At 65.7% G+C, this 24015-nt stretch carries 12 protein-coding genes, 1 tRNA gene and 1 pseudogene; 10 read left to right on the plus strand and 4 right to left on the minus strand.

The features are described 5' to 3' along the window. The first annotated feature begins 399 nt into the window (after window positions 1–399). The 4 genes from hemA (at window position 400) to LC039_RS10110 (ending at window position 6196) form a co-directional block, all read left to right on the plus strand. The gene (gene hemA / locus LC039_RS10095) at window positions 400–1623 is read left to right on the plus strand and encodes a 5-aminolevulinate synthase (RefSeq protein ID WP_226623782.1); all 1224 of its coding nucleotides are present in this window, start codon (window positions 400–402) and stop codon (window positions 1621–1623) included. 293 nt (window positions 1624–1916) lie between these two features. Continuing rightward, window positions 1917–3557, plus strand: coding sequence for a helix-turn-helix domain-containing protein (locus LC039_RS10100; RefSeq protein ID WP_226623783.1), 1641 nt, complete (start codon window positions 1917–1919; stop codon window positions 3555–3557). A gap of 125 nt (window positions 3558–3682) precedes the next feature. Then, window positions 3683–4816, plus strand: a complete 1134-nt coding sequence (gene ispG, locus LC039_RS10105; RefSeq protein WP_226623785.1) for a flavodoxin-dependent (E)-4-hydroxy-3-methylbut-2-enyl-diphosphate synthase — start codon at window positions 3683–3685, stop codon at window positions 4814–4816. Between the two features lie 3 nt (window positions 4817–4819). Beyond that, window positions 4820–6196 (plus strand): sensor histidine kinase, encoded by a 1377-nt coding sequence (locus LC039_RS10110; RefSeq protein ID WP_226623787.1) that lies wholly within the window; start codon window positions 4820–4822, stop codon window positions 6194–6196. Window positions 6197–6199: 3 nt separating this feature from the next. Here LC039_RS10110 and LC039_RS10115 read toward each other — a convergent pair whose 3' ends face one another. Together LC039_RS10115 and LC039_RS10120 are read right to left on the minus strand one after the other, a co-directional pair. Next, on the minus strand, window positions 6200–6988 hold the full coding sequence (locus LC039_RS10115) for a DsbA family protein (RefSeq protein ID WP_226623789.1): 789 nt from the start codon (window positions 6986–6988) through the stop codon (window positions 6200–6202). 39 nt (window positions 6989–7027) lie between these two features. Continuing rightward, on the minus strand, window positions 7028–8368 hold the full coding sequence (locus tag LC039_RS10120) for a M48 family metalloprotease (RefSeq protein ID WP_226623791.1): 1341 nt from the start codon (window positions 8366–8368) through the stop codon (window positions 7028–7030). Window positions 8369–8435: 67 nt separating this feature from the next. On the opposite strand from LC039_RS10120, the gene LC039_RS10125 reads away from it, so the two are divergent. The 3 genes from LC039_RS10125 to LC039_RS10135 all read left to right on the plus strand — a co-directional run bounded on the left by LC039_RS10125 (window position 8436) and on the right by LC039_RS10135 (window position 11309). Beyond that, window positions 8436–9581 carry a pyridoxal phosphate-dependent aminotransferase gene (locus tag LC039_RS10125; protein WP_226623793.1) on the plus strand — a complete coding sequence of 382 codons (1146 nt, stop codon included), beginning with the start codon at window positions 8436–8438 and terminating at the stop codon, window positions 9579–9581. Between the two features lie 159 nt (window positions 9582–9740). Further along, window positions 9741–11003, plus strand: coding sequence for an N-acetylmuramoyl-L-alanine amidase (locus LC039_RS10130; RefSeq protein ID WP_226623795.1), 1263 nt, complete (start codon window positions 9741–9743; stop codon window positions 11001–11003). 229 nt (window positions 11004–11232) lie between these two features. Then, window positions 11233–11309: transfer RNA gene (locus tag LC039_RS10135), tRNA-Arg, on the plus strand. Window positions 11310–12158: 849 nt separating this feature from the next. On the opposite strand, the gene LC039_RS10140 is transcribed toward LC039_RS10135, so the two are convergent. Continuing rightward, a complete protein-coding gene (locus LC039_RS10140; protein WP_226623797.1) occupies window positions 12159–19625 on the minus strand; it encodes a UvrD-helicase domain-containing protein in 7467 nt (2488 codons plus the stop codon). Between the two features lie 643 nt (window positions 19626–20268). Between LC039_RS10140 and LC039_RS10145 the strand changes: the two are divergent. The 3 genes and pseudogenes from LC039_RS10145 to LC039_RS10155 all read left to right on the plus strand — a co-directional run. Beyond that, window positions 20269–20700, plus strand: a pseudogene (locus tag LC039_RS10145) (tyrosine-type recombinase/integrase); the annotation flags it as partial. Window positions 20701–21063: 363 nt separating this feature from the next. After that, complete coding sequence (locus LC039_RS10150) at window positions 21064–21435, plus strand: hypothetical protein (RefSeq protein ID WP_226623799.1); 372 nt, start codon at window positions 21064–21066, stop codon at window positions 21433–21435. An 11-nt stretch (window positions 21436–21446) separates the two neighbouring features. Beyond that, the gene (locus LC039_RS10155) at window positions 21447–21848 is read left to right on the plus strand and encodes a hypothetical protein (RefSeq protein WP_226623801.1); all 402 of its coding nucleotides are present in this window, start codon (window positions 21447–21449) and stop codon (window positions 21846–21848) included. Between the two features lie 400 nt (window positions 21849–22248). Here LC039_RS10155 and LC039_RS10160 read toward each other — a convergent pair. Continuing rightward, window positions 22249–24015 (minus strand): hypothetical protein (locus LC039_RS10160; protein WP_226623803.1); only part of this gene is annotated, 1767 nt, incomplete at its 5' end.

The following is a 24015-nucleotide window of genomic DNA, read 5'->3' on the forward strand; positions in this document are numbered from 1 at the left end:
GGTTCCTTCTTTCGGGTTGCGCGGAGGGTATCACCGGGCCCGGCACTGTCCAGACCGCAGGCGGCGGGCGGACAGCTTGGCGGAACGTCGCCGCGGCCCCCTTGAAAACAAGGGCGAGAGCGCACAGGTGCACGCGGCAATAGCGAGTTGCATGCGCAATACGCGGGTGTCGCGGGGCGGTGCCTATTGGGTGCATCCGAGCATTATGGGAAACCTGCCCTTGAAACCTTAGTCCGAAAGTCTTGATTCAAATCAAGGGCGCGACGGTTAGTCTCATTCTAAAGCGTGGACATGCGCCGGTGCGAGCGGTATCGGTTCTGGACCATGAATGCGGCCGTACAAGACCGCAATTGTGCCGCGCCGAACGCGGCCTCTACGAGATGAAGGAAGGAGATACCGGTGGACTACACCGCGAAGCTCGACGAAGCCCTTGACCGTCTTCACGCCGAGGGGCGTTATCGCACCTTCATCGACATCGAACGCAAGAACGGCCGATTTCCGCACGCAACGTGGCGCAAACCGGACGGCAGCGAGATGCCGATCACGGTGTGGTGCGGAAACGACTACCTAGGGATGGGCCAGCACCCGGTGGTGCTCGCCGCGATGCACGAGGCCATCGACGCCACCGGCGCGGGCTCGGGCGGCACGCGCAACATCTCCGGCACCACGGTCTATCACAAGCGGCTCGAGGCCGAGCTTGCGGACCTGCACCAGAAGGAGTCGGCGCTGGTCTTCTCCTCGGCCTATATCGCCAACGATGCGACGCTCTCGACCCTGCCGAAGCTCTTTCCCGGGCTGATCATCTACTCGGACGAGCTGAACCACGCCTCGATGATCGAGGGCATCAAGCGCAACGGCGGTGCCAAGCGCATCTTCCGCCACAACGACGTGCAGCACCTGCGCGAGCTGATGGCGGCCGATGATCCCGCGGCGCCGAAGCTGATCGCCTTTGAATCGGTCTATTCGATGGACGGCGACTTCGGACCGATCGAGGCGATCTGCGATCTCGCCGACGAGTTCGGCGCGCTGACCTATCTCGACGAGGTGCACGCGGTGGGCATGTACGGGCCGCGCGGCGGAGGTGTCGCCGAGCGTGACAACCTGCTGCCCCGGATCGACATCGTCAACGGCACGCTAGGCAAGGCCTTCGGCGTGTTCGGCGGCTACATCGCCGCGTCCGAGAAAATGTGTGATGCCGTGCGCTCCTACGCGCCGGGCTTCATCTTCACCACCTCGATCCCGCCGGCGGTGGCCGCGGGCGCTGCGGCGTCGATCGCGCACCTGAAGCAGGACCAGGCGCTGCGCGAGCGGCACCAGACCCAGGCGAAGATCCTCAAGCTGCGGCTCAAGGGGCTCGGCATGCCGATCATCGACCACGGCTCGCACATCGTGCCGGTGATCGTCGGCAACCCGGTGCACACCAAGAAGCTGTCGGACATGCTGCTCGAGGGCTACGGCATCTACGTGCAGCCGATCAACTTCCCGACCGTGCCGCGCGGCACCGAGCGCCTGCGCTTTACCCCCTCGCCGGTGCACGGACCGGATGAGATGGACAAGCTGATCCACGCGATGGACGCGCTGTGGTCGCACTGCGCGCTCAACCGTCAAGAGCTGAGTGCCTGAGGCACGCGCCCTCTCGAGATTCGGCGCTAACGGAGCGCTATTGTGGCCCCGCGGTTTCCAAAATCGCGGGGTCTCGCTTTGTTCCGGAAACTGCCGTGGGGGAACGGGGAAAACCCATGCATCCTGCGCAGAAGCGCGCCGATGACCCCCTGATTTTGTGTAATTTCAGTTGTTCTGTGCTATCCTAGACTTAATAAAGGCCGCGATCCGAATCGCGAGCCGCGATTTGGCAGGCGCAGTCTGAGACGGTGGAGCACAAGGCGGAACGCATGATTGGGCGTAATTCCCCTCGTATGTCTGATGACGAGATGAATGTCGACGAAGGCCCGCGCGGCTTCGACGACTTCACGCTCGAGCTCGGCGACGTCATGCGCGGCGAACGCGCGACCATGGGCAAATCGCTGCTCGACGTGCAGCGCGAGTTGCGCATCAAGGCAAGCTACATCGCCGCCATCGAGAACTGCGATCCCTCGGCCTTCGACACGCCCGGCTTCATCGCCGGCTACGTGCGCTCCTACGCCCGCTATCTCGGCATGGACCCCGACGAATGCTACCGGCTGTTCTGTGAAGAGAGCGGCTTTGCCGTCGCGCATGGCATGTCCGAAAAGGCGTCGACGATCCGCAAGGGGCAGGGCGATCTGCCTGCGCCGATGGCGCGCGACATCTTCGAACAGCCCCGCATGCCTTTCGTGCCGGCGGGTGAGTCCTTCTTCTCGCGGATCGAGCCCGGCGCGATCGGCTCGCTGCTGGTGCTGGTGGCCCTGCTGGGCGGCATCGGCTACGGCGGCTACGCGGTGCTGCGCGAGGTGCAGCGGGTGCAGGTCGCGCCGGTGGACCAGACGCCGCTGGTGCTGAGCGACCTCGATCCGGTGCAGGCCACGTCCGCGCCCTCCGAGGACGGCTCCGAGCAGGTCGCAAGCGCCGATGGCGCGGGCCCGTTCTCGCCGCCGTCGAACGAGGCGCTGGACCGGCTCTACCGTCCCAAGGCGCTGGACGTTCCGGTGCTGGTGGCGCGTGACGCGCCGATTTCCTCGCTGGACCCGTCGACCGTCGGCGCCTTCGCCCAGGCCGAGCGCAACCAGCTGCCGCAGGTGGACACCGCCTCTGCCGCGGCGGAGATGCAAAGTGCCGGCCTTCCGGCGCCGCTGCCTGCCGCCCTGCAATCGCAGAGCGTGCTCGACAAGCACGCCGTGACGCTGGTCGCCGTGCGCCCCGCCTGGGTGCGGGTCCGCGACGGTGGCGGCAACGTGCTCTACGAGCGGGTGATGGAGCCGGGCGACACCTGGACCGTGCCCGAGGGGCAGAGCGAAGCCAGCCTCACCGTGGGCGAGTCGGGTGCGCTTTATCTCGCCACCAATGGCCAGACCCTCGGCCCGCTCGGCCCGAAGGGTCAGGTGACCCGCGACGTCGCGCTGGTGCCCGAGGTGGTGACCGCCGCTTACCAGCCTGCCGATCCGCAGCAGGACGGTGATCTACAGCGCGTGCTCGCCAAGCTGAACGAGGCCACGGTGCCTGCGGCGGCGCAGAGCCAGCTCGCGCAGGCCGCCCCGTCGGTCACCCAGCCCGGCGCGCCCAAGGTGCTGCAGGACAGCGCCCCCGGCGTGACGATGATCGCGGTGCGCCCGGCCTGGGTGCGCGTGCGCTCGGCGGACGGCTCGGTGATCTTCGAGAAGACCATGCGCGCGGGTGACACCTGGACGGCCCCGGCCACGCAGGATCCGGCCAATGTGCGCGTCGGCGAATCCGGCGCGGTCTATTTCGCGGTGAACGGGCAGACCTACGGCCCGGTCGGCGCCTCGGGCACCGTCACCAAGAACCTGCCGCTTTCGGTCGAGCACCTGACGACGGCCTTCCGGGTCGCCGATCTCAGCCGTGACGCCGATCTTTCGCGGGTCGTGGCAGAGCTGACCGGCGACATGGTGCGCGCGGACTGATCCCGGCCTCACATCTTTGCGTTTCCGGATAGGCCGCCTGATGCCGCTGGCCTCTGGTTTCACGCGGCGGCGGGCGCTATGTTGAGGCCGAATACCAACGCATGCCCTCAGGAGGCTTCAAGCTCATGAGCCACAACCCGATCCGCCCCTGGCGCAGCATCGAGCGCCGCAAGTCCCGGCAGATCATGGTGGGCAACGTGCCGGTGGGCGGGGATGCACCGATCTCGGTGCAGACCATGACCAACACCGTCACCACCGACATCAAGGCCACCATCGAGCAGGTGCAGCGCGCCGCCGAAGCCGGGGCCGACATCGTGCGCGTCTCGGTGCCCGACGAGGCCAGCTCGAAGGCGCTGAAGGAGATCGTGCGCGAAAGCCCGGTGCCGATCGTCGCCGACATCCATTTCCACTACAAGCGCGGCATCGAGAGCGCCCTGGCCGGCGCCGCCTGCCTGCGCATCAACCCGGGCAACATCGGCAGCCCCGAGCGCGTACGCGAGGTGATCGCCGCGGCTCGCGACAACGGCTGCTCGATGCGCATCGGGGTCAACGGCGGCTCTCTGGAAAAGCACCTGCTGGAGAAGTACGGAGAGCCCTGTCCCGAGGCGATGGTCGAAAGCGCGCTCGATCACATCCGGATTCTCGAAGACAACGACTTCCACGAGTTCAAGATCTCGGTGAAAGCCTCGGACGTCTTCCTCTCGGCAGCGGCCTACATGGGGCTGGCCGAGGCGACCGACAAGCCCATCCACCTCGGCATCACCGAGGCGGGCGGGCTGACCTCGGGCACCATCAAGAGCGCCATCGGCCTCGGCCAGCTTCTGTGGATGGGCATCGGCGACACGCTGCGCGTCTCGCTCTCGGCTGATCCGGTCGAGGAGATCAAGGTCGGCTACGAGATCCTGAAATCGCTCGGGCTGCGTCACCGCGGCGTGAACATCATCTCCTGCCCGTCCTGCGCGCGGCAGGGCTTCGACGTGATCAAGACCGTCGAGGCGCTGGAAGAGCGGCTCGAGCACATCAAAACGCCGATGTCGCTGTCGATCATCGGCTGCGTCGTGAACGGGCCGGGCGAGGCGCTGATGACCGACGTCGGCTTCACCGGCGGCGGCGCGGGCTCGGGCATGGTCTACCTGGCGGGCAAGGCCAGCCACAAGATGTCGAACGACCAGATGATCGACCACATCGTCGAGGAGGTCGAGAAGAAGGCCGCCCAGATCGAGGCAGAGGAAGCCTCGAAAGCGCAGGCCGCGGAGTAAGCGTTGCGGCGGGCGGGCACTCTGGCCGGGGTGATCCCGCCTGCGGGCCAGCTCCTGGAGTTTTCCGAGCTGCGCGCCCTCGAGGGGCTGCGCCGCTCGCAGGGGCTGCTGAGCGTGGGCCTCGTGAGCGCTGCCGCCCTGGCCATCTGGGCCTTCATGGACGTGCCGCTGCTGCTGCCCTGGCTCGGGTGCATGCTGCTGTCGCTCGGTGTCCATTCCGCGGTGGTGAGCGCGCTGCCCGACCGGGGCTACCGGCGGCGTCTTCTGCTGCCGATGGCGACGCTGGTGCTCTCGGGGCTGGCCTATATCGCGGGGGGGATGCTGCTCTGGGTTCAGGAGGATCCGGGGCTGCGCATCTTGTCGCTGCTCTTCGTTTTCGTTGCGCTGCTCAACACGCTGACTTACCGGGTGCAACTGCGCCTTCTGCTGGTGCTCGACCTGGCGCTCATGGGTCTGGGGGTGTTGGCGCGCGCGGCCTGGCTCTGGAGGGTCCAACCGGGCGCTCCGGACACCCTGCTGGTGAGCGCGGCACTGGTGGTCTGCTATCTCTTTTTCGTCCGTGTCGCCTGGAGCGTTCTGCGCACGCGCGAGGCGCTGGAGGCGGCGATCGGCGAGGCGCTTGCCGCCGCCCGCGGCCGTGCCCTCGAGCAGCTGACTGGCGGTATCGCGCATGATTTTAACAACCTGCTGACCGCCGTGCTCGGCAACATGGAACTTGCGCGCTTGTCATCCACGCAGAGCGAGCGCGACGAGCTGATGGACGAGGCGGAGCGCGCCGCGCGCCGCGGGGCCGAGCTGACCGGCCAGTTGCTGGCGATGGCAAGCTGCGCCCGGCTGAGGCCGGTGTCGATGCAGCCGGAGGCCGCGCTCGAGGGGCTGGCCGCGCGGGCCGAAGACCTGCTCGGGCCGGAGCACCGCGTGACGGTCGACGTTGCCCCCGATCTTCCCCAGATCCGGGTCGACGGGCCGAAGTTGCAGACCTGCCTGCTGGAGCTGGTGTCCAACGCGCGGGATGCGATGCCCGAGGGCGGAGCGATCACGCTACGGGCCAGCGCCGTGCAGCGCGGTACGGTGCCGGGTGTCTGTTTCGAACTTCGCGACACCGGCGGCGGCATCCCGCCGGACCTGATGCCGCTGGTCTGCGAGCCCTATTTCACCACCAAGCCCGTCGGGCAGGGATCGGGGCTGGGGCTGGCGATGCTGCGCGGCTTCGCCGAGCAGTCGGGCGGTGATTTCGAGCTCGCCGCGCCCGAGGCCGGGCCGGGCACCTGTGCGCGCCTGTGGTTTCCCGCCTCTGTGGATCGGCCCCAGTCGGTCCCAGGTCCGGGCCGCAATGGCCCGCGGTCGAAGGCGGCCCGGGCCGCCTCCGCCGCCGAGTAGTCCTCAGCTTTCCTCGCGCACCTGCTGCAGGATCTGGCGCATGCCGTCGATCGGCACGTAGCCGCGCAGCATCTCGTCGCCGAAGACGAAGGTCGGCGTGCCGCTGATCTGCAGACGCTGCGCCAGCTCGTGGGTCTCCTTGATGCGGCGGTCGACCTCGGGGTCGCTCATCTTGGCGAGGATCGCGTCGGCATCGAGCCCCAGCGTCGTCGCCAGCTTCGACAGCACGGGCTGCGAGGGCTCCTGTTTCAGCGAGATCAGCGCGTCATGCATCTGCTTGTAGGCATCCGGGCCGGCGACCAGCATGGTGGCCAATGCGAAGCGCGACGAGGTCACCGAGTCCTGCCCGAGGATGGGGAATTCCTTGATGATGATGCGGATGTTGCCATCGCTCTCCACCAGTTCCTCGACCTCGGGGAAGGCCTTGCGGCAGTAGCCGCAGCGGTAGTCCGAGAACTCTACGATGGTCACGTCGCCGTCGGGATTGCCGCCGACCCAGCTGTAGCCGTCGTCGAAGAGGGCACCCGCATTGGATGCGACGAGCTGGTCGTCGGCCGCAGCCTGCTGCTCGGCCTGCTTGGCCTCGAGCGCGCTTACCGCCTCCATGATCACCTCGGGGTTGTCGAGCAGGTACTCGCGCACCTCGGCTCGGAAGGCCTCGCGCTGTTCCGGCGTCAGTTTCTGGAGGTCGAAATCCTGCGCCAGCGCCGGGGGGGCCATGAGGCCGGTGGCCACGGCCAGCGAGGCGGCGGCGCGGCGAAGGGCGGTGCGTCGGGTGGTTGGGGTCTGCATCTTGTCTCCGTCGATCAGGGCGCCCGCTCGGGCATTGTCTCAGCGTTTCCTTGCGGCGCGCTCGGATGCGTCTAGCACATCCTGGGCGCGGTTCCACGGGGCCGATCCACGCGGTAGCAGATCCACCGCGCGTTTGGCGTGAATTCCGGCATCCTCCATGCGCCCCTCGAGCGCGTAACGCTGCGCGGTCGCCTCGGAGGCCATGCCATTGTTCCCGGCGCGGGCATAGGCGACCGACAGATCGCGCAGGATGCGCGGGTCGGCCCAGTCCCGGCCGCGGGCCTCCTCCAGCGTCTTCAGGGCCGCTGCGAACTGTCCCGAGGCCAGCTGCGCCCGCCCCAGCCCGCCAAGCACCTGCGCGTTGCGCGGCGCGAGCGCCCGGGCCTGCGCGTAGACCCGGGCGGAGTCGGCGGGGTGGCGTCCCTCCAGCAGGATCTGGCCCTTGAGGTCGTGGTAGAAGGGGTCTTTCGGCCGCAGCGCAAGGGCGCCGTCGATGGCCCGCAGCGCGCCCGGCAGGTCGATCTGCCGGTGCCGCGCCACCGCCTCGCGCATCAGGGCGATGTCGCGGCTGCCGCTGCCCTCTAGCCGACCGAGGGTCCAGCCCGGTGCACGCAGGAAGGCCGAGAGCTTGCCGCGGGCGCGCAGGAACCAGTAGTCGGCGGCGGGATCGTTGCGCTCGGGCACCTTCGCGGCGGCAACCAGTCCCTGCGTCGCGCGGAAGCGGTCGCGGGTCAGCGGGTGGCTTTGCATGTAGGGGTCCTGCCGCCCGACGTTCAGCGCCTCCTGACCGAGGAAAATCTCCTGCACCTCGAGCGCGCCGCGCGGGTCGATCCCGGCCTGCACCAGCGTGCGGATCGAGGCGATGTCCGCCGAGCTTTCCTCGGCGCGGGTGTGGCCGAGGAAGCTGCGCATGGCCGAGCTTTGCGCGCCGATCATGAGCCCCACGGCAGCATCGCTGCTGCCCGTTGCGGCCCCGGCAGCGGCGGCCAGCACCATGCCGAGCCCCGCCGCATTGCGCGCCGCGCGCATGTTGTCCATGCGCCGGGTGATGTGCCCGCCGGTGATATGCGCCGCCTCATGGGCGATCACCGCCTGCAGCGACTTGGCGTCGGGCAGGCGCATGATCAGCCCGGAGTTGAGGAAGATGCGGGTGGTGTCTGCCACGAAGGCGTTCAGCCGGTCATCCTTGATCACCAGCACGTCAACCTGCGTCGGGCTCAGCCCGGCGGCGCGCAGCACCGGCGCGGCGATCTCGGTCAGCGCGTGCTCGAGGTCGGCATCGCGCAGCAGCGTCGCGGCACGCGCGGCGGGCGTCGCGAGCAAAACCGCGAGCGCGCAGAGCGTGGCGATGAGGCGCAGCGCAGCGCGCGGTCCCGGCATTGACCCTCCCCCGGAAGCTTCGTACTCCGCCCGAAGACGATGTGCCGAGCCACCATGGGAGAGAGACATGCGAAACTCAAGCCGGGGGGCGGTCGATCCCTTCATCGTGATGGACGTGATGGAACAGGCGCGCGCCGCCGAGGCCGCCGGCCGCCACATCATCCACATGGAGGTCGGTCAGCCCAGCTCTCCCGCGCCAGAGGTCGCCCGCAAGGCGCTGGCCCAGGCGATGGAGCACGACGCGCTCGGCTACACGGTGGCGCTCGGCATTCCCGAGCTGCGGGCGCGTATCGCCCGGCTCTACGGTGACTGGTACGACGTCGACCTGAACCCGAACCGCGTCGTGGTCACGCCGGGCTCCTCCGGCGGTTTCATTCTGGCCTTCTCGGCACTTTTCGATGCCGGCGACCGGGTGGCGCTCGGCGCGCCGGGCTACCCGTCCTACCGGCAGATCCTCAAGGCGCTCGACCTGCGCCCGGTGGAGATCGAGACTGCCGCCGAGAACCGCTACCAGCTCACCCCCGGGGATCTGGCGGGCGCGGAATACGAGGGCGCCATGGTCGCCTCGCCGGGCAATCCCACCGGCACCATGCTTGGCAAGCCCGAGCTGGCGGCGCTGGTCGAGGCGGTGCAGGCGCGGGGTGCGTCCTTCCTGTCGGACGAGATCTACCACGGGATCGACTACGACAAGAAGCCGGTCACCGCGCTGCAGGTCTCGGATGATGTCTGCGTGATCAACTCCTTCTCGAAGTATTTTTCGATGACCGGCTGGCGGGTCGGCTGGCTGGTGGTGCCCGAGGCGCAGGTGCGGCAGGTCGAGCGGCTGGCGCAGAACCTCTTCATCTGCGCGCCGAACGCCTCGCAGGTGGCGGCACTGGCGGCGATGGATGCGACCGAGGAGCTGCAGGCCAACCTCGCGGTCTACGCGAAGAACCGTGCGCTGATGATGGAGGGGCTGCCCAAGGCCGGTTTCGACCGCATCGCGCCGCCCGACGGTGCCTTCTACGTCTACGCCGACGTCAGCCACCTGACGGAGGACAGCCGTGCCTTCGCCGCCGAGATCCTCGAAAAGGCCGGCGTTGCGGTGACGCCGGGGCTCGATTTCGATCCGGCGCGCGGGGCAGGGACGCTGCGCTTCTCCTACGCCCGCGGCACGGCGGAGATCGAGGAAGGGCTGGCCCGGCTCGCGGCCTTCATGGCGGCGCGGGGCTGAGCGTCCGCGTGCCTGATGGCCGGGTTGGCAGGCGACATGCGCCCGCCGCCGTTTGCTGATGCTCTTTTCTCAGGGCGTGCCATGCCGCGTGCGAATCCCGCACGGCGCTGCTAGGCTCCCGGCAACAACAAGACCACAGGCAGTACCAAAGTCAGGCGGATGGGCAGTATTTTCCGGATCATCACGGCGGCGGCGCTCGGCGCCCTGCTCGGCACCGGTGCGCAGGCACAGACCCTGGCGCAGAACCCGGGGCAAGCTCTGGCGCAGGGTCGCGCGCTCGGCGGGCAGGCGCGCTTCCTCGACGGCGCGGCCCGCGATGCCGGCTGGGGCGAGGGCAGCGAGCTGACGCTCTCGCTCAGCCAAGGCGTGCCGTGGCGCGCGTTCACTCTGATCGATCCGCCGCGGCTGGTGCTCGACTTCCGCGAGGTCGACTGGACCGACGCCGATCCCGCGGCCATGGACCGCTCTGACACGGTCGTCTCGCTGCACATGGGGCCCTTCCGCTCCGGCTGGTCGCGACTGGTGGCCGAGCTCGCGGAACCGATGATCCTCGATCGTGCCGAGATGAGGGTCTCGGAGGAGACCGGCGAGGCCGACCTCGCCCTGCGCCTCGCGCCCAGCAGCGCCGAAACCATGGCCGCCCGCTCCGGCCTGCCGCGCGATCCGCGCTGGGACCTGCCCGAACCGCGCGCCAAGGCTGCCCCGCGCCGCGCCGAGGGTGCGCCGCTGCGCATCGTGCTCGATCCGGGGCACGGCGGCATCGATCCCGGCGCGCAGCGCGGCGGGCACAACGAGGCCGACCTTATGCTCACCTTCGCGCGCGATCTGCGCGACGTGCTGCGCCGGGCGGGCTACGAGGTGCTGATGACCCGCGACGCGGATGTCTTCGTCTCGCTTGAGGGGCGGGTGGCGCTGGCGCATGACGTTGGCGCCGATCTCTTCCTGTCGCTGCACGCGGACGCAATCGAGCAGGGCGTGGCGCATGGCGCCACGGTCTACACTCTCTCGGAGGCGGCCTCCGATGCCGCCTCGGCGGCGCTGGCCGAACGTCACGACCGCGACGACATCCTCGCCGGGCTGGACCTTTCGGGCTCGGACGACCGTGTGGCCAACGTGCTGCTCGACCTCGCCCGGCTCGACAATGCGCCGCGCGGCAAGGCGCTGGCCGGGCACCTGGTCGAGGGCATTCGCAACGCCGTGGGGCAGGTGCACAAGCGCCCGCAACGGCAGGCCGGCTTTTCCGTGCTGAAGGCAGCGGACATTCCCTCGGCGCTCATCGAGGTGGGGTTCCTCTCCACCGAGGAGGACCTGCGTCATCTGCAGGACCACGCCTGGCGCGCCTCCATGGCGGCCGGTCTCCGGGACGGCATCGCCGCCTGGGCCATCGAGGACGAGGCGCTGGCACGGTTGCGGCGGCAGTAGGGCGCGGCGAGAGAGCGGGCGCTTCGGCGCAAGCCGCAACCTGACGCATTGCGCGATGCGGCGCGCGCGCGACTGGCTTCCCTCGCCTGTTCCGGCTGTCGCCTCCAAGTCTTGGAAAACAAGGAACTCCTGCCGAAGCAGGCCGGGCGCCGACGGTCCGCAAAGAACCTCGCTGCAGCGTGGATTTGCGATTGCGGACTGCTGCGCTTTGCCGTAAGACCCGCCGCAGGCACCCGTAGCTCAGCTGGATAGAGCGCTGCCCTCCGAAGGCAGAGGCCACAGGTTCGAATCCTGTCGGGTGCGCCATTATCAAGCGAATATACAGTTATTTCGGCGCTTCGGCATTTCAGGCTGTACTGTTTTACGGACTGTAGTGCGCTGCAAAACCGCAGAAATCCGTTCAAATCCCGTACAACTCCTCCAGCAACTATTGGCGGCGGGAGCCGTGGATCGATACAGCGACCATAAATTGACTCAGCGGCATCCGCTCAACTTAAGTCGCTAATCCAATGGGCGCGGCATGCGTGCGCTTGGCGAGCGCCTGATGCGGGCAAAACCGGTCGTCTATCTCTCGTTTGGCGCTAAGGCGACGGAGGGTGCGGCTTGGTTGCGGAGCCTCATGCCCACGGCTCGCTTGCGGAGCTGCCAAGCCTTGGTCCGGAAGATGCGCAGCACGGGGTTCTTGTTGAAGCCCAGACGCTAAGCCACCGTGCGATCGCCGTTGGAGGGTTCCGCTTCGATCATCTTCTTGATCGGCCCGGCAAAGGTGGCCCCGCGGGATCCGGCGGATCAAGTCCCGTCATGGGGATCCAGCTGGGGCCTGCCTTATTCGAGGGAACATCGACCCCGCGGACAGTACCACGGCGCGTGGAGTAAGAGGCCTCGATCACTGTCGCCAGACGCACCACCATCCGGCGGATGGGTGCCCCAGTAAGAGAGGTCGCCGACAGCGGCCTATGCCTCCGTCCTCTCACACGCTGGGCTGGACGTGGATCGTTCCGCAGCCCGAAAGCCCCATCGGTCCCAGCACTCCGAACCTCCTCGACACTCCGGACATCGCGTCCCCGCCCTCCGTGTCACCTGAGGCCACCCATGACGCAGGCCCCGGCGACCGCAAGGTGTAGTCCGCCGAGCGGACTTCGGTAGCCTCAGGCCTCAGCGCAGCACTCCTTCGATCAGGACGACATAGCCCCAGCCCTGCGCCGCGACTCTGGGGCAGGGTTGCGCTCGGTCATCGGGCTTGGGCTCGTAGCGGAGCACGGCACTGACCTTCAGGTCCGTGACGCTGCCGCCCTCCCCGACTGCCTTGGACGGCAGCCCAATCTGGCGACTGTCCCCCGTTCCCGAACGGTGCATCAGGGCCTTTCTGGCCCATTGGTCGGGTGCCTCGATCACGATCGGATCGCCGACCGCTACCGAGCTCTCGATATAGTCTTGGGTACTGTTGGGATCCGGATTTAACTGTGACCGGTTCATCGACCAGCTGATGAAGACTTCCTTCGGTGTCCCGGTCAGAATGCGGCCTCCGTCCTGTGCACCTCTGAACGGCGTGATTGTCCTTCCCGCCCAGGCAAATTCGCGATCTCCCAGATGGTAGACCAGACGGGACTTCGCGCGGGTAAGCGCCACGTACAGCAACCGCGCCTCTTCCGCCGCATTCGCCTCGATCTCGGCACCCCTGCCCCCGAACGACATATGGGAGGGCAGCACCACGACGTTGTCGTATTCCAGCCCCTTCACCTTGTGGATCGTGGAGACGAGGATCTCTCCTTCGGGGCGCGTGGCGCCGAGGAGGCGCTGCAGCTCGTCGCTGCGCAGATCCTTCAGGAATTCGACCAGCGTCGAGAGATAGGGAAAGACGGTTTCCTGCGCGCAGAGCTCCCACAACACTGAGGGGTCCGGTTCCATCCTGCCTCCGGCACGGGTTTCGGGAATGTCCGTCTCCGCGTGGAAGGTCTTTAGCAGGCGCACCCGCAGCGGATCGGTGAGGGCCTGGTCCTGCTGTGCGATCTCGCGTTCGAGCAGGTCCAGCCAGAGGGCGACATGGCGGAGCGAGCGGATCGCGATGTTTTCGCTGCTCTGCACGGTGACGATGGGGAAGACGCCCGAGAGAGCCCGGTGGACGCTTGCCACCTCGTCGTTGGATCGACACAGGACCGCGAGGGACCCTGGGTTCTCCGTCAAGAGCCGCTGACTGGTGGCTCGGATCTCATCCAGCGTCCGCGCCCAGCTCCAGCCCCGCGCATCGATACGCTCCACCGTTCCCGAAGGTGCCTGGTCCACGGCACGCAGCCGGTCGGTCTTGAGCCGCCGCGAAAGGGTCCGGCGACCAAAGAAGCCGTTGATCATCTCCTGACTCTTCTCAACGATTTCCGGGCTGGAACGGAAGTTAACGCCCAGTGTCAGCTCGGACAGCTCCTCGCCACCGAAATCCCCCCGGAAACGATCAAAGTAATGATCGGCGAATACGCCTCCGGCTTCGACCGCCGGACGCCCCCAGACCATGCGGGCCGGTTTGCGGTTCCAGCGCAGGATGTCCTGATCATCATCTCCGATCGCCATGATACCGGCCCGGTTCCCGCTTCCCGCATGCAGCGCTCGGATGATCTCGTAGACCTCGTCGTTGACGTCCTGGAACTCATCGACCAGAAGCGCCCGGCAGTCGCCCGCCACGGTGGCGCGGAAGGCCGCATCTTGTGTCAGCCGGCGGGCGAAGGTCGGCAGAAGCTCTTCGGTCCCAGATGCAGCAGTGTCCCCCAACTGGCGCATCGCGAGACCATGGAAGGTATGAACCCGGACGCGGGACGCATAGGCCGCGTAGCCGAGCGAACGGAATAGGTCGCGGACCCGCTTTCGGATCTCGAAGACCACGGCACGGTTGAAGGCCAGAACCATGATCTCGGAGGGCTTGACATGCTGCTCGCGGATGAGATGGACAATCCGGCCCACGAGCACGGAGGTCTTGCCCGCGCCCGGCCCTGCATTCACCAGCAGGTGGCGGTCGTAGGGGTGATGCATCGCCGCCCATTGCGCCGGTTCCGGCGAGGCACGGTAGAAATCGAAGAACTCGGTCGCACGGGTCGCACGGAGCTGGTCGCGCTTCTCGGCGAAGACCCCGGTCTCGTCCTCGATCTCGCCCAGCTGCTCGTCAACGAAGCTCTTGAGCGCATCCACGTCGGTGCAGGCGAAGTAACCCGGCACGAACCGATCCCGCGCCTCTTCCGGCAGGTTGGCATGGACCTCCATACCGAAAATCCGCGTTTCGGCGAAGCTGTTCACGCTGTCGAGCTCCTCGACCAACTCGGGGTGTTGCCCCAGCCCCAGCTCGCGCCCCTGCGGCTGCAGCAGATAGGACGCCGGCAACAGGTCGGGCGAGGTGCTCACGAGCCCCAGTGAAGACAGCAGGCGGATCAGGCTGGAAAGATCCGAAGCGTGGAACGTCCCGGCGGGATGCGCCTCCTGCATCCGGGTGATGATATCCGCGACCTCGAGGCTCCCGTTCTTCGTGTCTACTGGGAACAGGCGCGACAGGGCCGCAGCCTGCGGCAGGAGGTGGCCGAGACGCTGCGCCGCGATCCGGCCGTCGACATCCGGGCAGCGCGCCTGCCAGTAAAGACGATCGCTCTCCGGATCGAGCCCCTGCTTGAGGCGGATGCCGACCACCCGGGCAAGGGTGCGGAAGCCGTTGATGTAGCTCCGCCGGAACCGGTCTTCCCGCAGGATGAGTTCGACCTGCTCGCGGGTTTGCTTCGGGAGTTTCCGAACTTTGGGATCGACCAATCGGAATGGGGTCGGATCGTACCAGTCCTGCGGGTCGAAGCGGAAGGTGCTCTTGCGGCGGAGCTCTCCGAGCAACCGACGCACCGCTTCCGTCACCCGCTGCATCAGGATTTCGATATGGGATTGGCTCTCGGACAACAGGGGCCGCGTTGTGTAATCGATCATCCAGATGGTCGTCAGGGCGTCGCGGCGCGCGAGATCCGCGATCACGGACATGGTCGCGTCAAGGCTCTCCATCCGGCAATGGCGCCGAATCCGGGAGAGGTTGATGACGGCCTTGCGTTCCCCGGAGTGCGGGTCGTCGTCGCCGGTCCGCAGGCCGACGCTGCCCAGGATCCGCTGCATCAACTCAGGAAGTTCCAACTCCTGCTCGCTCAGCTCTCTGGAGGTCGCCTCCAGGATGGCCGCCGCGACCTTGCCCGCCAGGCTGTCCTCTTCGGACACCCGTTTCAGCCGAACCGGCGAGAAGCGGATCTTCAGCAGATCCGGCACCAGTCCCGCCTGCACGATATGCCCTGCCTCCCCGAGCCAGTGCAGCGCCAGGCGCAGCCGTGTGGCATCGCTACGACGTTTCGCGGGTGTCCGGTACTTTTCGACGGAAAAACCGTCCTGCGGAACAAACGCGATGAGTTCGTCTCCAACCGTCTCGGCCGCCGCCAGGATTTCCTTCTCGATCTCGTCGATCTGCGGCACCCGCAGCTCGCTCTCGGCCCGCATGCTCCGGATCGCTTCGAAATCCTGCCCGGAGTACAGCAGCAATGCGTCGAGACGGTCGAGCCCCGCCTTTTCGCGCTCCCTTACGCCTCGCCCGATCCGGCCCACCTCCTGCAGATAGTCTTCCAGATATCCCGGAGACGCCAGATGCACGACCCAGTGGATATCGGGGATGTCCATCCCCATTCCGAAGGCCTTGGTCGCCACCAGCACATCGAACTCGCCGTTTCGGAAGCGGTCGTAGATGTCCTCGCGCGTGGCGCCATCGAGTCCGGCGTGGAAGCTCTCGACCTCATGGCCCGTTTCGCGCGTCAGTTGCTCTGCCAGGATGTCTGCATGGGCGCGGGAGAGGACGAAAACCAGCACCGCACTGCGCTGCCCGGTCTCCTCGGCGTTGCGGCGGGCAGTCCGGATGACCTGCACGACCTCCGGGATCCGCTCCTGCAGCGCCTTGCCGTCCGACTCGAAGATGTTCCCCTGCAACTGATGCGCGCGGACACGGATATGCGCGCGCAGCGGGCTGACTTGTGTCGAGGGATCGGGGCAGACCGCGAGCGGCAGCCGGTCCGGATCCTGCGACAGGCGCTCCAGCAGACCCCGCATCCGCCGACGGTCCGAAGCCGTGAGGGTCGCCGAGAGCAGCAGGACCGGGGTCGGGTCCGGAAGGCGGCCGGTCCTCAGACGCGACATCAGGTAGCTGAAGGCGAAGAAGTAGTCGGGCCGGAACTCGTAGCCCCACTGGTTGATGCAGTGCGCCTCGTCGAAGACTATGTATTCCAGCCCGCCGTCCTCATCAATCCGGCGCCGCAGTACATCGACGAAACTGGCCACGCGCAGCCGTTCGGGCGCGACGTAGAGCATTACGATACGCTGGTCGAGAACGCCTTGCAGGACCTCTCGCTGCTCCTCGCGGGACTGATCTCCGCTCAGGAAATCCACGGATTCCTCGAACCCCTGTTCGTGCAGGCGAAGGACCTGATCTCGCATCAGCGCCCGCAGCGGCGAAATCACGAGGGTAAGCCTGCGGTTGCGCAGGCCGCGGGCCAGCGCCGGCACCTGGAAGAGCACCGATTTGCCCTCTCCTGTCGGCAGGGTGACCATCACATCGGCCCGGCGGTCACGGATATGCTCCATGGCCTGGAGCTGTGTCGGCTTGAACCCCGTCACGGGGTTGGTGCCTGCCGCGCCGGAAGGCTGCCAGTGCGTCACCAGGAAGTGCTCCATCGCGGCCATCCCGGACGGGGCCTCTTCCCGTTCGATCTGCAACAGGTCGAAAACGATCTTCAGCCGCTGGCTTTCCTCAGAGGTCCAGGGTGCGAGCTCGACCGCCAGCCGGTTGAACGCACCTCCAGTCAGATGCCGCGTGTCCTCCAGCCGGGGGTCAAGCAGGATGGGAACCATGTCGCTGTCTGCCAAGCCAGTCTCGCGCAGCCATGGCCGCAGCCACTTGTCCACCCGCTTGCCGATCCCATCGAGCAACATGGTTGTGGAGATCTCGCGCGGCCCGTCATCCTGCTCCGCTTGGTCGGGGGCCTCCAGTGCGTACCACTCCTCCAGCGGCGCCGCATCGACGACCGGCTGGAGGGCGATCCCGGCGTCCTTCGCCAGCGCGGCCCAATCGCGCCAAGTATCAAGACCGGCGACGAGGCAGTACCCCTTGGCCGCTGCGCGTTCCAGATGTTCGCGCCGGCTGCGATGCTGGGGCTGTTTCTCTCCCAGCCCCAGTTCGGCCAGCGCCGTTTCCAGCAGTCCCAACATCGTCTGGCTGCGGGTACTCCCCACGAGCAGGATCCGCACCTTATCGCTCTCAGCGGGCAGGCCGCGCAGCGTCGCAAGCTGTTCTGACCAGTAGCCTGCCTGCGTCCTGGAGCCGGGATCGCGCACGGTGGTCGGGCGAGCGACCACCAGCGGGCTGATCGTCCGCAGGTTGCTCGGTCCCTTTATCAGCTTCACCGTCTTCGGCACTGTGACCAGGTGGAAGCCATGCCAGTTTCCGCCCGTCTCCAGCCGGTCCGCTGCCGGATCCCGCACAGCCCAGCCTGTCCCGCCGGCGAGGCCCAAAAGAAGGGTGCCCTCGCGGATCGGAGCCGTCGTGAGAGTTCCGGCGGGAGCCTGTGTGCGCGCGACGATCATCCGGCGCCCGTTGGGCAGCATGGCCTGCCCGGACCACGTCTCTGCCTGTGCCCACCAGTGCGGCGAAGCGGGGAGCGGCGAAACCCGGCAGCCGGCCTTCATGTCGGGCAGCCCCGTGGCCCCATCCAGCGCGGCCTGCAGCCAGGGCAGCCGCTCGGTCATCCAGCCCGGCACCATGTTGCGACGCACGGAGATTCCCTGTGCCTCCGCGCGTTGCAGAACGGCCATCAGCACCTCGACCACGGGCATCCGCCGTTGTGCTGCCGTCAGCTCTTCGAACAGGCGCATCGCTTGGATCTCGAGGAAACTCGGATCGAGCGGCGTGTCCGGGTCGGCAGGCGCGATCACGTATCCCGGCACCCAGTCCAGTAACCGCAAGAGCTGATCCGGCAGGAGCAGGGGTTGGTCACGATCGACCGCCTCCAAGACGGCAGGCGTGGCCCGTGCGACGGTGAGGTCATCAGGCCCTGCATCCACGATCAGCGTGAAAAGCTCCTCCGTGGAGCTGCAGCGTCCCGTCAGGATCGCCTCATGCACGGAGGTATCGAAACGTTCGGACTGGCGGCGGAAGAGCTCAAGCGCTGCGCTTGCATCGGCATCAGCCGTATGATCCCCGCCAAGCGCATGGGACAGTGCTTGGGGCTCGAGCAGGAAGGCAACAAGGAGCGTGTCCCAAATGGGCGTACCGGGCAGAGAGGGCACGGCCCGCGACAGGATGGGCCAGTCCCAGCCAATCGCATTGTGCCCGACAGCCAGCCGGGCCTGCGTCAAGGCGCTCACCAGGTCGGGTAGACCCTCTTGCATGCTCCCGGCCAGGCTGCTCGCCTCAAGTCGCATACTGCCGCGGTGATCGGCCTGTCCAAGCTGATGGATCCGCACCCCGTCCGTCTCGAGATCGACAGCCAGTACGGTAGTTTCCAGCAACCGTCCCGCCAGCGCGGGATCATTTTCCACCGCCATTTCTATCGCGGAGGGATCGCGCTCCCAGTTCTCCTGCAGGCGTGCCCGGTCCTCGTCGGAGAGCGCATGATGCAGAAGAACGCCCGCATGTGCGTCCTGGAACGCGAGGTCGCGTAAGTCTCCGATCTGCAGCAGGTCTTTTTCGAGCAGGGATACCAGCCAGGGCAGCAGCGGCCGAGGCACCAGTTCGCCGGAGGTCAGCCATTGTCGCGCGAAGGTTGCCTCATGCACTCCTGCTCCCTTCAGCCATGTGGCCCGGAAGCTCTCCGGGTCACCGGCGCTACTCAGCGCGGCCCAATCGAGCAGGGCAACCTTGTGTTCCCCAGACAGGCGCCCGGCCTTGCCCTGAGGTCCCGAGCCCTGTGCCCACTCCGCACGGGGCGCACAGACGGCGGCGAGCTGTTCTGGCACGAAGGTCGCCAGAAGCTCAGAGAGGTCCGCGGCATCCGACATCGGATCCAAAGCCGCCATAAAGGCGAAGGGGCATCCATGCGCGATACGAAGGTGGCTATCGAGGTCACCCGGGCTAAGCGCGGCCAGCGCCGTGGCGTGGACCTGCTGCAGGACCGGGTCCCGCAGATCCTTGGGAGGGTTTTCATTCCACCGCCGGCGGTACCAGCCTGCCGCAAGGATCCGTCCGATCTCCTCCTTGCCAGCTTTTCCGAGTAGATCGCGCCGGATCTGGTCCAGCCCCTCTTGGCTATCCGGTGTGCCGGTCTTCGTCCAGTCTCGTCCGGCGACCGGGGTCCAGAGCACGGCGGCAGACTTAGACGGCTCCCGCAGCGTACTGCCGACCTGGCACAGCAGCCTATCTCCCTCCTTCAGCGCCAGGAACAGGGCCTGATCGTTCGACAGTGCGGCGGTAACGTGAAAGAAGATCTCGTCCTTGCTGCCTTCGATCTTCAGGAACCCAAAACCCCGTTCCGAGACGACCGTTTCGACCGTGGCGAGAAAAGGCATCTTCAGAAGCGCCTTCGGGGAAATGGCGGGCAGGATCGGTTGCTCGAAATGAGCGGCGAGGTCGGAGAGTGGCAATGCAGTACACTTTATTGACAGTTCATTAAATTTTAAGGTTTGCAGTCAAAACACTGAACCACAATAATAAAATTTATATTTCTGGATCGTTTCCCGAATATGGGGCCGAATCTGGCGCATGGAGCTGTTCGAGCAATCGCGTCAGCATCGATACGCTGCCCAGATCGCGCCAGCTCCCGCAGTCCACCTTGCTCGCGGCGGGGTGAAGCCATAATGCGTTTGCTGAGGCGGAGACCTTCGGGAAACCGCCCTCTTTGTCGCTCGCGGCGCTCTGACGGCGTGAACCAGATGGCTGCCCGCTTCTGAGTTGAAGAAGGGAAGGCTGCGCGCGCGCAGGGAAAGTCCGGTTTCCGCCCTTCGCGCCGATGACAGACGTCATGATGCACTTGGCACGACTGTATGGGGCGGGCACCAGCCATCTGCCGCGCTTGGCACGCATGTCGGCTCAGGGAGGGCGCGGCTGCCCGCCATGTTTAGGGCTCGCTGCAGTGCCGCAGGCCCGCTCCCGGCCCAAGGACGAAGCCGCTCGCGCGGCAATGGCCCGTGTGGCTGGACCTCGGGACTGATCGCCACCCTGTGCATTTGGGAATGTGGGTAACTGCCTGAAGATTGAGGCCTCTCAATCGTCAGGCAGGAGGTTCTTATGACCGAAGAGAGGATTTCGCCGCTGCGGGCGCGGATGATTGAAGACATGCGCATCCGGGGGATGGGCGAGAAGGCTCAGAAGGCCCACATTCGAGCCATCAAGGACTTCGCCCAGTTCCTTGGACATTCGCCGGATACCGCCACCCCGGAAGAGTTGCACGCCTACCAACTGCACTTGACCGACACGGGGGTCACGGCCAGCACGTTCAACGTGCGGATCGTGGCGCTCCGGTTCTTCTTCGGGATGACCTGCGGGCGCGAGGACATGAAGCGCTACATGCAGTTCCGTACTCAGCCGCGGAAGTTGCCCGTGGTGTTCAGCGTCGAGGAGGTGTCCGACATCTTGATGGCGGCGCCCGGGCCCAGCCTGAAGTATCGCGCTGCGCTCAGTATCTCCTATGGTGCAGGGCTCCGGACTTCGGAGGTCTGCAGGTGGTCCCTTTGGACATTCGTTGCATGTTCCCAGACGAAGTTATTCGGGCCTCAACGCTTGGATGCCCTTAAGCACGGTGCGCTCCATGGCGCAACAGTGGATTTTCCAAAGAAATCGATGGGATGCCGCATGGATACTTCGCGACGATGAACCCGAAGATATCGACCGCTATCGCCAAGGATAAAGGTGGAAGACGCTGATTTCGTTCGTCGGTTTTCGTCTTTTCGACCCGCCCCGAGGTGAGCGGGCTCGAAAGACGAAAGACCGCGTCACGCAACACGCGCAGGAGGAAAGGAGGATCCCCCGCCTGCGTGCTTGTCGTCCGTTTTGGGGGCGGCGTTTATAAGAAAGGACGTTCCAATGAACGCCATTCAGAAACGTGCGATGGTACAGGAATTCCTCGCACGTCACGACCTCGACCTTCAACACATCTGCCTGCAGCTCGGCGGAGCGCCGGCCCTCGGCAGGTTGCAGCGGTTCCGCCGCGCGGTGGCTATCGCGACACGACTCACCACGGGCCACCGCCGCGAACTCGCTTGGCTGCAGCTGCTGCTATCGGCGGAGCACGGTCTCGAAGTCGGTTTCGACGACGTCGATTTCTTCCGCGAGGTCGATCCAGAAGATCCGTCGATCCTGACTCTCTGCCTGCTCACCGAGGCGCTCGCCGAGATGCTCACCGTCCTTGGGCGTCCTGGTGGCGCACAGGGCGCCGAAGAGACCGCTGCGGCATGAAAGAGGACAGCATGAGCTATCACTACACGCGCCGCGAAGTGACCATCGAGTACCTCGCGGAACTGGTTATCACCAATGCCGCCGGTCTTTCGGAATGCTGGCGCCCTGCCAGTCTCAACGTGGAGGGGCGTCGCCACCAGATGATGCTGGAGCGCTTTGCGCGTGGCGACGTGCTCGACGACCGGGACGACGCAGCGCTCGAAGCCGTCGGCAAGGCTCTGATTGCGGACGTCGAGAAGATGCTGCCGGGCTACTCGGGGCTGATCCTGCGTGGTGACACGCGCGAGGACGTCTATGTCAATGCCGAGCTTCAGCGGCGTCACGACATGCTGCTTCGATGGCAGGAGTTCCGCCATGCCCGCAATCAGTTGCGTGGCAAGGTCAGGGCAATGCGCCTTCTCGAAGGCCTTTGAGAGCAAGGACGGCCAAGCGCTACGCTTGGCCGTCCTTATACGTGTGAACCGTTTTTTTCGTACTAACGCGTGCAGAGTGTATCCTCTTCAATCGGGATTCCGAGGTTCGCCGCGGATACCGTGTTCTCGCACTCGTCTTGACGCCGGCTGAGTGGAGCCTTCTCGCTATAATGGCGTTGTCGTTGACGTACCGAGATTGAAATAGGTCATGCCCGGCCCACCGTTGGACCTCCTCTTCAGAGACTTTCATCTGATATGGTAAATCCTCTCTGCTAAAGTTTTCGAATTCTATATTCACGTCCGAAACCTTCCTGGTATTGGTTCGCTTCAACTAAGTAATAGGTTGGTCTCCTTGTCGAAATGAGAAGTGAAAAATTCAAAAAAATTTCGCACTCGGAAATCAAGCTGGACTGCAGGAACGCAATGGTCCCCAAAGGCGTTCGGAAATCGCCTCGGCCTCCTTTCGGTCTTGTGCGTCAACGAGCGCGAATTCCTCTCGGGCATTCGGTCGAGCCATGCGCAGTTTGACGATCTGAATATCTCCGAATTCGTACCAGGTCCCTGGAGATTTCAGGCGGTCCCGGCCGCGTGTGTTTCGCTTGAGGTGCTCCTTGGCTGTGGACGTGGTCTTAAAAATCTTGGGGCCGGCCTGCGCAAGTCCTTCGGCGCTCAACCGCACGCCGCCCTGGTTCAGAAGTCCGTCGCAGACTGCCGCATCTACGCGTTCAACGCAGATGTCCTGCCAGGAGACGAGGGCATCGACAGGTATGCCCGGGATCGGGACGTTGCACCCGAGCAAGACGCGTTTTGGATACGCCGCGCGCGCGAGACGGAGGCGTTCAATCAACTGACGGGTCGCGAGTTCGCGGCTTTGGGACTGCAGTCGCCGCACCCGATGGTCCGGGTGACAGGGCACCAGGACGGCCATTTGTGAGCCGTCGGTCATCTCATAGGGGACTTCCAGTTCGGGCATGCAACGGTTCCCGAGGTGATCCGCCTCAATGCGCTCAATAGGTGCCTCGGGCGTGTCCCCCCAGAGGGCGCAGCCTCGATCTTCGAGCGCTTCTACTGGGAGCTCTTCCCGACCAATAACGATCACGCTCGAGCAATCCTCGTAGCGGTTCGAGCCAAGAGAGCGCCCGCCGAACCAGAGCCAGTGCGCGCCATGCAACGGAGTATCGAGCATGAAGGTCGAAATATCTGCTTTCGTCTTGCCCTCGAAGCTGTGGCCTGCGTCTTCAAAGAAGGCCTGCACAACTTTCCGCGTTGCCCCGACGAGGACGCCTCCGCCCCGCGCAGCGCGATCCCTGAGCACCTCCCGAGTGACTATGCGGCGCCACGACTCACGCAGTTCAGGCTGCCTGAGCAGAGCTCCGCTCGTCATTCGCCGGTCGTGGAGCTGTGTCACAATGGCGTTTGGGCGCAACTTCAGGTCATGAGTGGCGAGAACATCGCAGCCGAGCGCGCGCAGAATCTCCTCATCAGCATCGGCATCAAGAACAAGCATTGGCTGATCGAGCTTGAGGGGCTTCCGTCTCATGATTTGAATATGATGTTTGTCGTGCTTGTTCAGAATCCGAAGGCGTTCGGTATCCTTCAGTCCGGCTTCACGAGCGTCGGCCAGAATTGTCCAGATCGCGCTGAACAGGGAAACCTGTCTATGTCGCTCTTCGGCCTCTCCGACAGCCAGGGATTGAAGACAAAATTCCTGGTCAGGAGCGACATGGGCCCGCGGTGCCTCTGCCTCTTGCTCCAGATTTGCGTAGCCCCGAAGCTCCTCTACCGTGAAATTCAAGGCAACTGGCGACCGGCGATCGATTAGCGCCGCGAGAACCTTGCTTGCGGCTTTCAGAAGAGCCTCATGCTCTGTCTCTTTGGACGGCGGAAAGAACTCTCGCGGTGCGGTGAAGGAAGCCGCGGAAATTTTCCGGATCGGTACGAATTCGTCGAAAAACGTCTCGTCTACCACCCTCCAATCGCACTCTGTTCCGTTCGGGGCGGGAAGCGACATGTAGCTCGTCGCAAGAAAGAGGTGCGTCGCGTTCGTCTGAAATTGCGCGAGATATGGGCAGCCTGCGAAGTGCGGGCACCGGAGTTTCTTGCCCCCTTGGTCAATGGTCTCGCAGAAATGGTCACGCACAGATATTCCGATCCGACTGGCCCGCTC

The organism is Alloyangia pacifica (assembly GCF_020524285.1).
In the GTDB taxonomy this organism is placed as follows: Bacteria; Pseudomonadota; Alphaproteobacteria; order Rhodobacterales; family Rhodobacteraceae; genus Salipiger; species Salipiger pacificus_B.